Origin of the sequence: Burkholderia sp. 9120 (assembly GCF_000745015.1) — a bacterium.
Classification (GTDB): Bacteria; Pseudomonadota; Gammaproteobacteria; order Burkholderiales; family Burkholderiaceae; genus Paraburkholderia.
In genome coordinates this window covers 2006788-2022779 of record NZ_JQNA01000002.1, presented here as the reverse complement: position 1 = coordinate 2022779, position 15992 = coordinate 2006788, and the positions used below count along the sequence as shown (strand labels likewise).

Annotated in this window: 10 protein-coding genes; 2 read left to right on the top strand and 8 right to left on the bottom strand. The window is 64.7% G+C overall.

Going from position 1 to position 15992, the window contains the following annotated elements; genetic code table 11:
* Window positions 1–189: 189 nt before the first annotated feature.
* A complete protein-coding gene (locus FA94_RS17180) occupies window positions 190–1683 on the bottom strand; it encodes an FAD-linked oxidase C-terminal domain-containing protein (protein ID WP_035553301.1) in 1494 nt (497 codons plus the stop codon).
* A 48-nt stretch (window positions 1684–1731) separates the two neighbouring features.
* The gene (locus FA94_RS17175; protein ID WP_035553298.1) at window positions 1732–3147 is read right to left on the bottom strand and encodes an FAD-linked oxidase C-terminal domain-containing protein; all 1416 of its coding nucleotides are present in this window, start codon (window positions 3145–3147) and stop codon (window positions 1732–1734) included.
* A gap of 241 nt (window positions 3148–3388) precedes the next feature.
* Between FA94_RS17175 and FA94_RS17170 the strand changes: the two genes are divergently transcribed.
* Window positions 3389–3943, top strand: a complete 555-nt coding sequence (locus FA94_RS17170; protein WP_035553296.1) for a cob(I)yrinic acid a,c-diamide adenosyltransferase — start codon at window positions 3389–3391, stop codon at window positions 3941–3943.
* A gap of 9 nt (window positions 3944–3952) precedes the next feature.
* Here the strand turns inward: FA94_RS17170 and FA94_RS17165 are convergent, their stop codons facing one another.
* The 6 genes from FA94_RS17165 to FA94_RS17140 form a co-directional block, all read right to left on the bottom strand.
* Window positions 3953–4285 carry a helix-turn-helix domain-containing protein gene (locus FA94_RS17165; RefSeq protein ID WP_035553293.1) on the bottom strand — a complete coding sequence of 111 codons (333 nt, stop codon included), beginning with the start codon at window positions 4283–4285 and terminating at the stop codon, window positions 3953–3955.
* Window positions 4286–4288: 3 nt separating this feature from the next.
* Window positions 4289–4627 carry a type II toxin-antitoxin system RelE/ParE family toxin gene (locus FA94_RS17160; protein ID WP_035553290.1) on the bottom strand — a complete coding sequence of 113 codons (339 nt, stop codon included), beginning with the start codon at window positions 4625–4627 and terminating at the stop codon, window positions 4289–4291.
* A gap of 187 nt (window positions 4628–4814) precedes the next feature.
* On the bottom strand, window positions 4815–5888 hold the full coding sequence (aroG, locus tag FA94_RS17155) for a 3-deoxy-7-phosphoheptulonate synthase AroG (RefSeq protein ID WP_035553288.1): 1074 nt from the start codon (window positions 5886–5888) through the stop codon (window positions 4815–4817).
* Window positions 5889–6210: 322 nt separating this feature from the next.
* Window positions 6211–7677 (bottom strand): metalloprotease TldD, encoded by a 1467-nt coding sequence (gene tldD / locus FA94_RS17150; protein WP_035553285.1) that lies wholly within the window; start codon window positions 7675–7677, stop codon window positions 6211–6213.
* A 104-nt stretch (window positions 7678–7781) separates the two neighbouring features.
* A complete protein-coding gene (locus tag FA94_RS17145; RefSeq protein ID WP_035553282.1) occupies window positions 7782–8633 on the bottom strand; it encodes a carbon-nitrogen hydrolase family protein in 852 nt (283 codons plus the stop codon).
* Window positions 8634–8760: 127 nt separating this feature from the next.
* Entirely contained in the window at window positions 8761–12969 is a 4209-nt protein-coding gene (locus FA94_RS17140) for a YhdP family protein (protein ID WP_035562403.1), read from the bottom strand.
* A gap of 185 nt (window positions 12970–13154) precedes the next feature.
* Between FA94_RS17140 and glnE the strand changes: the two genes are divergently transcribed.
* Window positions 13155–15962, top strand: a complete 2808-nt coding sequence (glnE, locus tag FA94_RS17135) for a bifunctional [glutamate--ammonia ligase]-adenylyl-L-tyrosine phosphorylase/[glutamate--ammonia-ligase] adenylyltransferase (protein WP_035553280.1) — start codon at window positions 13155–13157, stop codon at window positions 15960–15962.
* The last annotated feature ends 30 nt before the right edge of the window (window positions 15963–15992 follow it).

Sequence of the window (15992 nt, the reverse complement as noted above, 5' to 3'; positions counted from 1 at the left end):
ATTGTACCGGGCGGGGGCTCGCTGGCAACCAGGAGCGGACCCGCATCGGGTAATCAGGGTAGTGGGGTTGAAAGCGCCGCCGCAGCAGGCTGCGGGCGGCGCTTGTCGGGGGCGGGTTATTAGGCGGCGCGTTGCGGCGTGCCGTCTGCCTGCCTTGTGTCCTGTCTTATGCCATGTGTTACGCAGGCGTTAGAAACGCGGCAGGTCCGGGTGGGGCAGCAAACCGCCCCGCACGTGCATCTTGCCGTATTCCGCGCAGCGCGCCCGGGTCGGAATGCCCTTGTCGGGGTTGAGCAGGCCGGGTGCGTCGAAGGCTCGTTTGACCGCGTGGAACGTGTCGCGCTCCTCGGGCGAGAACTGCACGCACATCGAATTGATCTTCTCGATGCCGACGCCGTGCTCGCCGGTCACGGTGCCACCCAGTTCGACGCAGGCTTCGAGGATGTCGCAACCAAACGCCTCGGCCCGGTGCCACTCATCCTGATCGTTGCCGTTGAACAGGATCAGTGGATGCATATTGCCGTCGCCCGCATGGAACACGTTGATGCAGCGCAACCCGTACTTCTTCTCCATCTCTTCGATGCGCGCCAGCAGCGGCCCGATACTGCGGCGCGGCACCGTGCCGTCCATGCAGTAGTAGTCGGGTGAAATGCGGCCGGCAGCGGGAAACGCGTTCTTGCGGCCGGACCAGAAGCGCAGCCGCTCGCTTTCCGAGCGCGAAATCTGGATGCGGGTGGCGCCCTGTTCACGCAGCACCGCGGTCATGCGGACGATTTCGTCAGCGACTTCTTCGACCGTGCCGTCCGATTCGCACAGCAGGATCGCCGCCGCGTCGAGGTCGTAGCCCGCCTTGACGAATTCCTCGACCGCGCGGGTAGCCGGCTTGTCCATCATCTCCAGACCTGCCGGGATGATGCCCGCGGCAATGATGCCGGCAACCGCGTTGCCGCCTTTCACGACGTCGTCGAAACTGGCCATGATGACCTGCGCCATTTGCGGTTTCGGGATCAGCTTGACGGTGACTTCCGTGACGACCGCGAACATGCCCTCGCTGCCGATCAGCACCGCCAGCAGATCGAGACCGGGCGCGTCCGGCGCGAGCGAGCCGAATTCGACGATCTCGCCTTCCATGGTGACCGCGCGTACGCGCAGCACGTTGTGCACGGTGAGGCCGTATTTGAGGCAGTGGACGCCGCCGGAATTCTCCGACACGTTGCCGCCGATCGTGCAGGCAATCTGCGACGACGGGTCGGGTGCGTAGTACAAGCCGTACGGCGCGGCGGCTTCGGAAATCGACAGATTGCGCACGCCCGGCTGCACGGTGGCGGTTCGCGCGTACGAATCGACTTCGACGATCTTCCTGAAGCGCGCGAGCGACACCACCACGCCGTGCCGGATCGGCATCGCGCCGCCGGACAAGCCGGTGCCCGCGCCGCGCGGCACGATCGGCACGTCGAGACGGTGGCAGATCTGCACGATGCGCTGCACCTGCGATTCCGTTTCCGGCAACGCAACCGCGAGCGGCAGACGCCGGTACGCGGCCAGGCCGTCGCATTCGTAAGCGACGGTGTCTTCTTCCCGATACAGCAGACAGTGCGTCGGCAATACGGCCATCAGCGCTTGCACAACTTCGCGCTGGCGCTGGGCGAGTACTTCTGCCGTCAGTTCAGCGGGTGCGTTCATGTGACTTGTCTCCTCGTGCGTCTCGCAGCGGTAAAGCCCGCTAACCCGTCAAGCCGCCCAACTAAAAATCTTGCCGGGGTTCATCAGATTGCGTGGATCGAGTGCGTGCTTGATGGAACGCATCGTGTCGACGGCAACGTCGCCGTGTTCTTCGAGCAGAAAGCCCATCTTGTGCAGGCCGACGCCGTGTTCGCCCGTACAGGTGCCGTCCATGCGCAGCGCGCGTTGGACGATCCGAAGGTTGAGGCGCTCCGCTTCGGCAAGCTCTTCCGGCTTGTCCGGATCGATCAGGATCACCACATGGAAATTGCCGTCTCCCACATGGCCGACGATCGGGCAGGGCAACGGCGACGCGTTCAGATCCCGCTCCGTTTCCTCCACGCATTCGGCGAGGCGCGAGATCGGCACGCAGACGTCGGTGGTCACGGCGCGGCAACCGGGCTTCAGTTGCAGCATCGCGAAGTAGGCGTTGTGACGGGCGTTCCACAGACGGCTGCGGTCTTCCGGCCGGGTGGCCCATTCGAAGCCTTCGCCCGAATTCTGCGCGGCGATTTCCTGCACCAGCTCCGCCTGTTCTTTCACGCCGGCTTCCGTGCCGTGAAACTCGAAGAACAGCGTGGGTGCTTCACGCAGCGTCAGATTCGAATGACGGTTGATCGAGCGGATGGCGAGCGCGTCGACGAACTCGACGCGCGCGATCGGCACGCCCATCTGGATCGTTTCGATGACGGTGCGCACCGCGTCGCCCATGGACGGAAACGTGCAGACCGCAGCCGATACCGCTTCAGGTTGCGGATACAGGCGCACGGTGATTTCGGTGATCACGCCGAGCGTGCCTTCCGAGCCGACGAACAGGCGCGTGAGGTCGTAGCCCGCGGACGATTTGCGGGCTCGCGTGCCGGTCTTGATCACGCGGCCGTCGGCCAGCACCACGGTCAGGCCGAGCACGTTCTCGCGCATCGTGCCGTAACGCACGGCGTTGGTGCCCGAGGCGCGCGTAGCCGACATGCCGCCAATGCTCGCGTCCGCACCCGGGTCGATCGGGAAGAACAGACCGGTGTCGCGCAGTGCCTCGTTCAGCTGCTTGCGCGAGATACCCGGTTCGACGGTGACGGTGAGGTCTTCGGCGTTGATCGACAGGACCCGGTTCATTTCCGATAGGTCGATCGACACGCCGCCTTGCACCGCCAGCAAATGTCCTTCGAGCGAAGAGCCGTTGCCGTACGGAATGATCGGCACGTTGTACGGGCCGCACAGCGTGACGACGGTTTGCACGTCTTCGGTCGTGCGGGCGAAGACGACCGCGTCGGGCAGTTGGGGATCGAACGGCGACTCGTCGCGGCCATGATGAGCGCGCACGGCTTCGGCTACCGACACGCGCTCGCCGAAAGCGGCCTTGAGCGCGCTCAGCAATTCGGCGGGAAACGGCCGGCGCAGCGGGGCCGGCGGCACGGGATGGTTCACGCATGTCTCCTGATCTATGGGGCAAAGCGGGCGCAAAGTGTGGGCAGAGCGCTTCTACAGCATCTACTTCATTTTACGCCGATCGCCCATGGGCCGGCGTTCGGAGCGGCTCGCGCTCCTATAATGGCGGCGACTTCACGATGCGCGCAATATGGATAAACGCGGTGGCCGGTGAGGGTTTCTGGACCTGGCCGGGCCGCAGGGCGTGCACGCATCGCCACTGAATTGCATGGGAGACAGCATGGGCAACCGCTTGAGCAAGATCGCCACCCGTACCGGCGACGACGGCACCACCGGCCTCGGCGACGGCCGCCGCGTGGGCAAGGACAGCGCACGTATCGCCGCGATCGGCGACGTGGACGAACTCAACTCGAATCTCGGCGTGCTGCTGTGTGAAACGCTGCCCGACAACGTGCGCGCGGCGCTGATCGCGATTCAGCATGATCTGTTCGATCTGGGCGGCGAACTCTGCATTCCCGGTCACACGATGATTACCGACCGGCACCTCGCCCAACTCGACGATTGGCTCGCCGATTACAACGCCAGCTTGCCGCCGCTAAAGGAGTTCATTCTGCCCGGCGGTTCGCGCGCGGCGGCGCTCGCTCACGTGTGCCGGACCGTGTGCCGCCGTGCTGAACGGGCGATCGTGGCGCTGGGTGAGCACGAGGAAATCAACGCTGCGCCGCGCCAGTATGTGAACCGTTTGTCCGATCTGCTGTTCGTGCTCGCGCGGGTGCTCAACCGTGCGGACGGCGGTGCCGATGTGCTGTGGCAGCACGAGCGCGGGGCTAAATAGCCAACCGCGTTACCCAACCGCCAACCTGACCGGCTTGCCGATCCGGCTCATCATTTCCACCAGCGTATCAATGGTGAACTTGGTGGTCTTCTTGTTGACCACGTCGGACACGCGCGGGCGCGACACCATCAGGACCTCGGCCGCCTCCGCCTGTTTCAAATGATGCTGTTCGATCCAGCTGGACAGTTCTGTCATGAGTTGCTCCTTGAGCAGCCGCGTGTCGTTGATCTGCTTTTGCGACGCGGCATGCAGGCGCTTCCCCTCGTCGACGGAAAAGCCGAGTTCGAGGAACAGATTAGCGCCAGGCTTGGACACGTGACGAATTTTGGTGTCGATCGTCATTTGTTAAGTTTTCCTATCATTAATAATGGCACGATAACGCGTTTCGGCAATCTTTCTGTCATGCGGCGTGAGCGTTTGCGTTTTCTTCTGTAAACAGTGAAGCACGTATAGCGCATTCACAAACTTGGTCACGTACATGATGCGAAAAATACCGTTAGCCTCTTTGATGCGAATTTCACGCGTGCCGGGTCCGATCGAATCAAACGACTTCCAGTCGTCGGGGTCGAGGCCTGCCTGAATTTTGCCAAGCTGAAACCCGGCTTGCCGGCGCGCTTCTTCGGGAAAGGTGAGTAAATCGCGATAGCTGGAGCCCATCCAGCGGAGTTCTTTTTCACAAGCCATAACCACCCTTCATGTACAAAATATTATACGTAACCTTCCGCCTGGTCAAGTCCTCTTCGACCCGGCGCTGAATCGTTACGGTACAGAGGTGGCTCGCTGAACACCATTCGTCCGTTCGGCCAATAAAAAAACCCGGCGCGATGAGCCGGGTTTTTTCGATGAAACCTTACCGCGATCGCAGCGCGTTTCAGTTGCCGCTGCCGCGTGCCACGCGCCGTTGCTTGACCGCGTCGGCGAGACCTTCCAGCACGCCGATACTTTCGTCCCAACCGATGCAGGCGTCGGTGATGCTCTGGCCGTAAGTGAGCGCACAGCCTTCCTGCAGATCCTGGCGTCCCGCCACGAGATGCGATTCCACCATCACGCCGACAATCCGTTCGTCACCCGAAGCAATCTGGCGGCCGATATCGGCGCACACCGGAATCTGGTTCTCGTGCTTCTTCGAACTGTTCGCGTGGCTCGCGTCGATCATCAGACGCGCGGCCAGACCCGCCTTGCCGATGTCCGCGCACGCGGCGTTGACGCTGTCCGCGTCGTAGTTCGGCGTTTTGCCGCCGCGCAGGATGATGTGGCAATCTTCGTTGCCGGCGGTCGACACGATCGCCGAGTGGCCGCCCTTGGTCACCGACAGGAAATGGTGCGGCTGCGAGGCGGCCTTGATGGCGTCGACGGCGATCTTGACGTTGCCGTCCGTGCCGTTCTTGAACCCGACCGGGCACGACAGCCCCGAGGCCAACTCGCGGTGCACCTGCGATTCGGTCGTGCGCGCGCCGATCGCGCCCCACGAGATCAGATCCGCGATGTACTGCGGGCTGATCATGTCGAGGTATTCGGTGCCGGCCGGCAAGCCGAGTTCGTTGATGCGCAACAGCAGTTCGCGCGCGGTGCGCAGGCCGTCGTTGATCTTGAAGCTGTTGTCCATGTGCGGGTCATTGATGAGACCCTTCCAGCCCACCGTGGTGCGAGGCTTTTCGAAGTACACGCGCATCACGATTTCGAGTTCGCCGGCGAACCGCTTGCGTTGCTCGACGAGGCGGCCGGCGTATTCCATTGCCGCTTTAGTGTCGTGAATCGAGCACGGCCCGATGATGACGATCAGGCGGTCTTCCATGCCATGCAGAATGCGATGCATCGCGTTACGCGAGTGGTAGATCACGTCGGACACCGTTTCGTCGCAGGCGAATTCGCGGATCAGGTGAGCGGGCGGCGTGAGTTCTTTCAATTCGCGGATACGGACATCGTCGGTGTTGTGCGGGGGCATGGTGTTTCTCCTGAATCGGTTCGTAGCGTGTTCGGTTTCAAAGGCGTGAGACGAAAAAAAACCGCCAGACTGGCTGGCGGTTTTTCGGGAATTCTTGGTGTCTTGCGTGCACTAACACCCCTCTCGATCCGCCAGCGGTCTGAGATGCCAAAAAAAGTAAAAGTAAAACTTGGCGGACATGGCGAAATGGGGTCGCTGATCAAAAGGGTGAGTGACTTTATAACCCGGGCAGACCGTGCGGTGCAAGCCGTGGGGTGCAAAAATGCGGGAAATCCGCATACTTCATGCTAAACGCTCACGAAGTATGCATTTTCTTCAAAAATCAGGCCGTGCCGCCCACTGTCATCCGGTCGATTCGCAGTGTCGGCTGGCCGACGCCCACCGGCACGCTCTGGCCTTCCTTGCCGCATACGCCCACGCCCGAATCGAGCTTCATGTCGTTGCCGATCATGCTGACGAACTTGAGCGATTCCGGGCCGCTGCCGATCAGCGTCGCGCCCTTCACCGGGTACGTGACCTTGCCGTTTTCGATCATGTACGCCTCGGAAGCCGAGAACACGAACTTGCCGTTGGTGATGTCCACCTGACCGCCGCCGAAGTTCACCGCATACAAGCCGTTCTTGACCGACTCGATGATTTCCTTGGGGTCCTTGTCGCCGTTCAGCATGTAAGTGTTGGTCATGCGCGGCATTGGCAGCGCGGCGTACGACTCACGGCGCGCGTTGCCCGTGACCGGCATCTTCATCAGACGCGCGTTCAGCGTGTCCTGAATGTAGCCCTTCAGGATGCCGTCTTCGATCAGCGTGGTGCACTGGGTCGGATTGCCTTCGTCGTCGATATTCAGCGAGCCGCGGCGATTCGGCAACGTGCCGTCGTCGACCACGGTGACGCCCTTGGCGGCGACCTGTTCGCCGATGCGTCCCGCGAATGCCGACGAACCCTTGCGGTTGAAGTCGCCTTCAAGTCCGTGACCGATCGCTTCGTGCAGCAGCACGCCGGGCCAGCCCGGCCCGAGCACGACGGTCATCGCGCCGGCCGGCGCCGGACGCGCGTCCAGATTCACCAGCGCGGCGTGAACGGCGTCGTCGACGTAACCCGACAGCACTTCATCAGTGAAATAGCCATAGTCGAAGCGGCCGCCGCCGCCGCCGCTGCCGATTTCGCGGCGGCCGTTCTGCTCGGCGATCACCGTGACCGACACGCGCACCAGCGGCCGGATGTCGGCCGCGAAGCCGCCGTCGCTGCGCGCCACCAGCACCACGTCGTATTCACCGGCGAGGCCGGCCATGACCTGCTGGATGCGCGGATCGCGGCCGCGCGCCATCTGTTCGACGCGCTCGAGCAGTTTGACCTTGGCGGTGGCGTCGAGCGAATGGAGCGGATCGGACGGCAGATACAGATCGCGCCCGGCAATGCCGACCAGCGACGAAGCCGCCTTGATCTTCTGCTTGCCGCCGCCCACTTTGGCGATGGCGCGCGTGGCAATGGCGGCCTGGCGAATCGCTTCGGGCGACAGGTCGTCCGAATAAGCGAACGCCGTGCGGTCGCCCGATATGGCGCGCACGCCGACGCCCTGGTCGATGCTGAAACTGCCCGACTTCACGATGCCTTCTTCGAGACTCCACGCCTCGCTGCGCGTGTACTGGAAGTACAGATCCGCGTAATCGATACGATGCGTGAAGATTTCGGCGAGCGTGCGGGTGAGCAGGGATTCGTCGAGACCGTAGGGCGTCAGGAGGATGTCCTTGGCGGTGGCGAGATTACGGATACCGGGTTCGATGATGTTCATGCGAAGTATGTTCTGCTCGATACGAAGGATTCGGTTAGCGCCACGCTCACTATATGAGTGGCAGGCGCCGCACTTTCAATGCCGCGCGGGATTCAGCCCGGTAATCAACTAAGCACACGATGACGCCAGGCGGGCAGGCTCTGCCGCACCTCGTCGATGCGCGCACGCTCGAGATTGCCGGCGACCACGCCGGCGCCCTCGTCGCGCACCGCGACGATTTCACCCCACGGGTCGATCAGCATGCTGTGGCCCCAGGTCCGGCGGCCGTTTTCGTGTTTCCCGCCTTGCGCGGCGGCCAGCACGTAACACTGGTTTTCGACCGCGCGGGCTCGCAGCAGCATTTCCCAATGGGCGCGGCCGGTGGTGTAAGTGAACGCCGACGGCACCACGATCAGCGCGCAGTCGCCCATGCGCCGGTACAGCTCCGGAAAGCGCAGATCGTAGCAGACCGACAGGCCGACGCGGCCGAACGGCGCTTCGAACGTGCGGACTTCGTCGCCGGGGCGAATGGTGCGCGCTTCGTCGAACGATTCCTCACCCTTTTCGAAGTTGAACAGGTGGATCTTGTCGTAGCGGGCGGCCTCGTTGCCGTGCGGGTCGAACACCAGCGTGGTGTTCAGCACGCGCGACGCCTCTGGCGCCGTGAGCGGCAGCGTGCCACCGATCACCCAGATCTTGTGACGGCGCGCGGCGTCGGCGAGAAAACGCTGGATCGGGCCGTCCTGGTAGGGCTCGCGCACCGCCAGCTTGTCGGTGTCCTTGAAGCCCATGAAGCAGAAGTATTCGGGCAGCAGAACCAGTTGCGCGCCGTCGGCGGCGGCTTCGGCGATCAGGCGTTGCGCTTCGGCGAGATTGCGTTCGGGCTCCGGCGTGCTGACCATCTGCAACGCGGCGACGCGAAAGACGCTGTCCAGTGAGCCGCTGGATACGGTTGAAGAGACGTGTGTTTCGCTCATGAGCGTTTCGAAAAACTCCCGGCAGGGCGGCGGCGCGATCCGCTGGCGCCGCCTACGTCGTTCAAGGCTGGCTGGGCCGCCGGTGTGGCACCGCGCGTGTCCGACCGGGCAAAGGGTCGAATAGAGCTCAGTGCGCTTCCACGGTCGAAGCCGGAGCGTCCATCTTACCGCGATCGCCCTTGACCCGCTCAACGTGCGGTTTCGACCACGAACCGGTGATCGCATATTCGCGTGCGAACGCGTGGGAGACGGATTTGCTGAACGCCAGATCGGCCACCAGCGCGCCCACGCCGAGCAGCGGATTGATCACCGCCGCGGCGACCACCGCGGCGCCGGCGCTGACCGTCGGCACGATCTGCACGTGCAGATCCTGGGTTTCCTGCGCGAGATCGAGCGTGCCTTTCATCTCGGCGCGGGCCGGTGCGGTGACCATTTCGAAGTTCTCGGTGCGGCCGATTCCGTCGTGGATCTGCGCGGTGCCGGTCACATGTTCGAACGGCAGCCCTTCACCGATCACGTCGCGGAAGTTCAGCGTAGCGACGCGCGCGAGGCTTTGCAGACTGAGCACGCCGAGCAGCTTGGCGACGCCTGGATCGACCTTGAGAATCTGGCCGTGGCGCAGGTCGACGGCGAGGTTGCCGTTGAGCGTCGGATAGTCGATCACGGTCGGTCCGCCGCGCCACACCACCTTGCCCGACAGCGAGCCGGCGCCGGCTTTGAGCGTACGCGGCTGGCCGAAGCGTTCGAGCAGCGCGCCGGCATCTTTAATGTCGAGCTTGAAATCGAACACGGTGCGGCGCGGCGTCGTTTCGTCGGCGGCATTGCCGAGGCCGGTCGAGGTGCGCCAGTTCGCGGTGGCGGTCAGCGTGGCCGCGGGGTTAGTGATGTCGAGCTTGTCGAGTTGCCAGACCGGCACGCCGTCTTCGGTGAAATTGTGAGCGTCGACTTCGAGGCGGCCAATGTTGCGGTCACGCACGATCAGCTCGTTCACCACCAGATCGATCGACGGCATGTTCTGCGCCGGGGCCGACATCGCCTGGCCGAGCAGGTCCTTGTCGGCGGCCGACGGAATCACCACGCGGGCGAAGCGCGCCTGCAGCGTGCCCGGCGATTCCTTGTTGGCGCCCGGCAGCCACGACACGTGGCCGGACACCTGGTTCGACGCGATGTTCGCCTGCCATTTACCGTCGGCATGCGAGGCGCCGACGATCACGCTGTCCCAGTGACGCTTGAGCAGCGTCAGCGTGCCGATGTGCAGCGCGAAGCGGCTCGGCAGGAATTGCGTGACGGTCGGGTTCGGCGGCGCGGGCGCGGGCGTGGCAGCCGCAACGGCGGGTGCGGCGGCGGGCGCTTCCTTGCTGCGCAATTGCGTGATGAGCGTGCGCCATGCGTCGGCGTCGAAAGTATCGAGGTCGACGGCGGCGATCACACCGTCGGCCGGCAGATCGGCCGGCTTGTTGACGCCGATCGCGCCGCGCACCACGCTCGGCGGCGACTTGGGTTCGTATTTCAGCAGATAGGTGGCGGCGACCGGTCCGAAGGTGAGATCGGCGCGTTCCAGACCGGCTTCGCCCGGCGCGGCGGACGGATTGACCGCGAAATGCAGCGGCATCGGCGTGCCGACCAGTTTGCCGAACGGCGCCGGAAAGTCGAGCGCGAGCCCGCTCAGATCGGAGTTCGCCGTCACTTCCGGCAGATGCCCTTTGGCGCCGCGCAGATTCAGCGCGTAGGGCGCGCTGCCGCTCATGCGTGTCAGCACCTGCGCGGCGGGACCGTGCAGATTGAGGCCGCGCGCGGCATCGACGGCGATATGTCCGTTCAGGTCGAGCGCATACGTGCCGTTCTGCTTCAGGCCGCCGTTCGCATGCACATCGCCGCCGAGGAACTGGCCGGACAGCCGGTCGACCTGCGCCGTGTGTTCGGTGAAGCGCACCTTGCCCTTCAGTTGCGACAGGGGCGGCACGTTGTCCACGCTCAGACGGTTGTTCTGGAAACCGACCGCGCCTTCCACGGCGATGTGCGGCATCGGCGTGCGCGGCACCGTCAGCTTGAGCGCGAGCGACGCGGGTCCTTCCGCGTGCAGCTTGTCGGTCTGGTGCCTGGCCATGATGCCGAGCGAGCTCTGGTTCACGTAGTCGAGCATGTCGGCGAGCGGCCCGCGCGCGTCGCCGTCGATCACGAGGCTCGACGCCTTGGTGCCGAGATCGTCGATCTTGCCGCTGACGCGCGTCAGCGCCACCCGCTGGTAATGCGCGCGGTCGATGTCGAAGCGCAACACGTTCTGCTTCAGCGCGAACACACCGTCGATGCCGTCCAGCGCCGGCCACACGTTCGGCGTGCCGTTACGCATTTTGCGCGGCGGGAACGGCGACGGGTCGAACTTGCCGCCCTTGAACGGCGCGACGATCTGAAAGATGCCCGCGCTCGGGTCGCGCGAGTACGGGAACTTGGTCAGATCGCCATGAATTTCGATCGTCGCGCCGCGCGACATGCCCGCCTGCAGACCGTGACCGAGATAGATGCGCAGCTTCTCGCTGATGCTGGTCGGCAGGTAACGGACGATGCGCGTCACCTGCGCGCGTTCGAAGTTGGCCTTCAGATCGAGCGAGCCGCGCCCGTGGCCCGGGTTGCTGTAACTGGCGGTCGCGGTGGCCGCCGTATCGGCGTTCGAGACGGCGAAGTCGGCCAGCTTGACGGCAAAGCCCGGATGATTTTCGCCGGGCGCCTTCGGTGTAATGGTCCAGTCGGCGCGGCCATGCAGACGGTCGAGCTTCAGACGCGGGTCGTCGAACACGCCGGGCAGCGTGATCGCCACATTGGACGTGTCGAGCAGCGCGGTGCCATGGTTTTCGTCGGCGTCGACGCTGCCCCACAGATTTTCGATACCGGGAATGCCGGCGCGCGGGTGATTCAGCGGCGTAAGCCCCGGCGGCGGTTCCTGCGCAGCCACACTGATGCCTTGCAAGTCGCCCTTGAAACGATAACGTTCGATCGGCTCGGCGCCGCTCGACTGATGGTCGCTGCCCGCTTCACCCGACTCGGGTTTGCCGCGCTCCACTTCGATCACGTAGTTCGCTACCATTCCGCGCGGATTGAAGCGCACGAGGTTGTTCAGCAGACGGCGCGGCAGCGGCAGCGCGCGGCTGAATTCCGCGAGGATGCCCAGATCGACGCGGTCGCCGCTCACGCTGACGAGTTGTCCGTGCTGCTGCGAAGCCTGCCGGAAGCGGCCGTTCAACGTGGTGAGCGCGAGCGTGCGGGTGAGCGGCGTGCCGTCGTCGAGCGGCGGCTGGCCGAGTTCGGCGTGCAGGTGATTCAGTTGCAGCTTGTAGTCGCCCGGTTCGACTTCGACCTGCCACGAGAAATGGGCGACCGGCACCAGCAGCTTCGGCTGGGTGGGACGCACGCGCATGGCAACGTCCGTGCCGGAGAGCTGACCGCGCGCCTGGGTCATGCGGCCGTCGGCGAAGTCGGCCCAGATGGCGTTGTCGATACGTCCGGCGAACATCTCGATCGGCAGATTGATGTAGCGCGCCAGCGCCGGCAGATCCACCGGCCCGGTCGACATGTACACCTGGCCGGTCCAGTTGATCGGCTTGCCGATCGCGGAGAGCGGCGTGTGCCGGAAATGCGTGCGGAAATCGAGCGGACCGTGCAGCACCTGGCCGTCGGCGGGCGCCTGCAGCGCCATGCGGTGTTCGTAGCCGTCGTTGAGAATCGCAATGCGGATGTCGCGCAGCGCGAGCTCCGGCGCGGTGTGCGTGGCGTCGCGCCAGCGCAGCACGCCGCCGCGCACCACGATCGCCTGCTGGCGCAGCAGCCAGGTGGAGAGCGTGTCGTTGCCGCTGTGCCGCGTGGGGATCGGCACGCCCGCCACCGACATCACGCCGTCGCTGCTGCGCGATACCAGCACGTCGGGCTGATCGACGATCAAACTGGACAACGCCGGATGGAATTGCCACAGCGACTTCCACGACAGCGTGGCGGTGGCGTGCGGAATGGTCAGCGCGGGTTTGCCTTCCTGATCGCGAATCACCAGATCGGTGACGTCGAGACCCGGTTGAAAGCCGCTCCAATGGGGCGCCAGCTTGCCGATGGTGAACTGCGTATGCAGTTTGTCCGACACGGTGGCTTCGATACGCGGACGGAATGCGTCGACGCGCGGCAGCAGCACGTAACGCAAGCCGAGAAACAGGCCGGCCGCGATGAAGTAGAGGACGAGCGCAACCGCGAGGACCACGTGAAAGGTCCGACGCAGCACGATGTGGTCGCTTCCGCTCACTGGCCGGACCTGCCCGGTTTCGTGCGGGTCGGCGGATTCGTTTCGCTCGGACATGCTGCGGCGGGTGGGCGTATGGTAGTTTTGCGAATTAACGACGAAATGTAACACACGGGAAAGCGTAGGCGGACCTCCTGCAAACCCTGTCTGCATGCCGCCTCGCGACTTGCGCGGGGCGGCCGGACCCATGTGTCACAGCGAAATGAACAAGCTGATCAAGCAACGAGCGAGCCAGACCCTTGATGACTGACGCAACTCTCCTGAGTTCCACCTATTCACATTACGCGGCGCGGGCTGCCACGGCCCGTCCGCAAATCGTGGCGCAAGTGGCGGCGCTGGCCACCGCGCCGCTCACGCGCGAGCGCATCGACGCGCGTTTCGACGCGTTGTGCGCGGAAGCGGCCGGCGTCGGCGCCAACTGGGTAAATGGCGCGCCGTTGAGCGAGGATGCACTCAAACGGGCCTTGCGTCAGTTGCGAACCGAGGTGTTTTGCGCCGTGATGGAGCGCGATCTGGCCGGCGAGGCGGACGTTGCCGAAGTCACCGGGGCGATGACCGACCTGGCCGAAACGACGATCCAGCGTGCTTTGGCCGTGTTGTCCGCGGATCTCGAAACGCTCTATGGCGAGCCGCGCGGACCGGAAGGCGAGCGGCTTGCGCTCGGCGTGGTCGGTATGGGTAAGCTCGGTGGGCGCGAGCTGAACGTGTCGTCGGATATCGACCTGATCTTTATTTATGAAGAGGACGGCGAGACCGCGGGCGGCCAACGTTCGCCGATCGCGACGCAGGACTTTTTTACGCGCCTCGGTAAGCGGCTGATCGGCGCGCTCGCCGAAGTCAGCGCCGACGGCTACGTGTTCCGGGTCGATATGCGACTGCGGCCGAACGGCGATTCCGGGCCGCTGGTGTGTAGCCTCGGCATGCTCGAAGAGTATTTCTACGTGCAGGGCCGCGAGTGGGAGCGCTACGCGTGGATCAAGGGCCGGCTCGTGTCCGAAGGTGCGAGCGACGCCGCGCAGCGATTGCAGAAGCAGCTCAACGCGATCGTGACGCCGTTCGTCTATCGCCGCTATCTCGACTTCGGCGTGATCAGCGCGATCCGTGCGCTGCATCTGCAGATTCGTCAGGAGGCGCAGCGCCGTGCGTCGATGCGGCCGGATAAGGCCGACGACATCAAGCTCGGACGTGGCGGCATCCGCGAAATCGAATTCAGCGCGCAGGTCTTCCAGTTGATCCGCGGCGGCCAGGATGCCGGTTTCCGCGTGAGGCCGACGCTGGCCGTATTGCGGCACGCGGCGACGCACGGACTGATCGACACAACCGTCTGCGTGAAGCTTTCGCAGGCTTATCGTTTTCTGCGCGAACTCGAACACCGGTTGCAGTATCGCAACGACGCGCAAACCCATGCGATGCCGGTCGATCCCGAAGAGCGCATGGCGCTCGCCCGCGCGATGGGTTGCGACGACTACGCGGCGTTGATGGTCAGGCTCGACGCGCATCGCGAATTCGTCGAACAGCAGTTCGACCAGATTTTCGCCGACAAGGTGAGCGGCCGCGACGGCTGTGGCGCGCCCGAAGACGGCGCCGCCGCGTGGGTCTGGAGCAGCGCGCTCGCCGACGACAGCGCCGACGACGCGTTGCAGGCGCGGCTGATCGAACTGGGCGTGGCCGAGCCGGGCGAGTTGCTCGCGCGGCTGCGCGGCGTGTGGCAGTCGTCGCGTTACGCGGGGTTGGCCGAGCGTAGCCGGCAACGTTTCGACATCGTGGCGCAGCGGGCGCTGGAAGCCGCGCGCACGCTCGAGCCGCCCGAGCGGCGCGGCGATACGGTGGCGCGCTTCTTCGATCTGCTCGAAGCGGTGAGCCGGCGCGGCGCGTATCTGGCGCTGCTGACCGAATATCCGCAGGCGCTGCATCGGGTGCTGTCGGTGCTGGGCGGGTCGCGCTGGGCGGCCGGCTATCTGATTCGCCATCCGCAACTGCTCGACGAACTACTCGACGACGAAGCGATCAACAGCCCGTTCGACTGGCCCGAGTTCAAGCGCACGCTGCGCTTGCGGCTCGCCGCCTCGGACGGCGTCGAGCAACAGATGGACCTGCTGCGCCACGCGCACCAGGCCGAGGTGTTCCGCATCCTGCTGATCGATCTGGCCGGCAAGCTGAGCGTCGAGCATGTGAGCGACCGGTTGTCCGAACTCGCCGACGCGGTGCTCGACGTCACGCTCGAAGCAGTATGGAAGCAACTGCCGAAGCGTCACCGCGAGGTGCCGCGCTTCGCGGTGATCGCGTACGGCAAGCTGGGCGGCAAGGAACTGGGCTACGCGTCGGACCTCGACGTGATCTTCCTCTACGACGACGCCGACGATGCCGCCGCCGAGATTTACTCCACCTACACACGCCGTCTGATTACCTGGCTAACGACCGCGACCGGTGCGGGCACGCTGTTCGACGTCGACTTGCGCTTGCGGCCGAATGGCGAATCGGGCCTGCTCGTCACGGATCTCGACGCGTTCCGCCGCTACCAGCTACGCGAGGGCGACGCGGCCAATACCGCATGGGTCTGGGAACACCAGGCGCTGACCCGCGCGCGTTACTGCGCGGGCGATGCCGAGATCGGCGCGAAATTCGAGGCGATCCGCGAACAGGTGCTGACCACGCCGCGCGAAGCCGCGCCGCTTGCCAAGGAGATCGTCGAGATGCGCGAGCGCGTCGAGGCGGGGCACCCGAACCATACGGCGCTGTTCGACCTGAAGCACGATCGCGGCGGTATGGTCGATATCGAGTTCACCGTGCAGTACTGGGTGCTGCTGCACGCGGCGAGCGATCCCGAGCTGATCCGCAATACCGGCAACATCGCGTTGCTGCGAGAAGTGTCGCGCTTCGGTTTGATGAGCGAGGCGGAAGCGGAGACGGTCGGCGCGGCCTATCGCACTTACCGCAAATTGCAGCACAAGCTGCGGCTGGACGGGATGGAGAAGGCGCGCGTCGTGCCGGCGCTGGTGCAGACGGAGCGGGAGGCGGTGCTGGGGTTGTGGGAGCGGGTGTTTGGGTGAGGCGGCCGGCGGCCTTGACCGCGCCCCGCG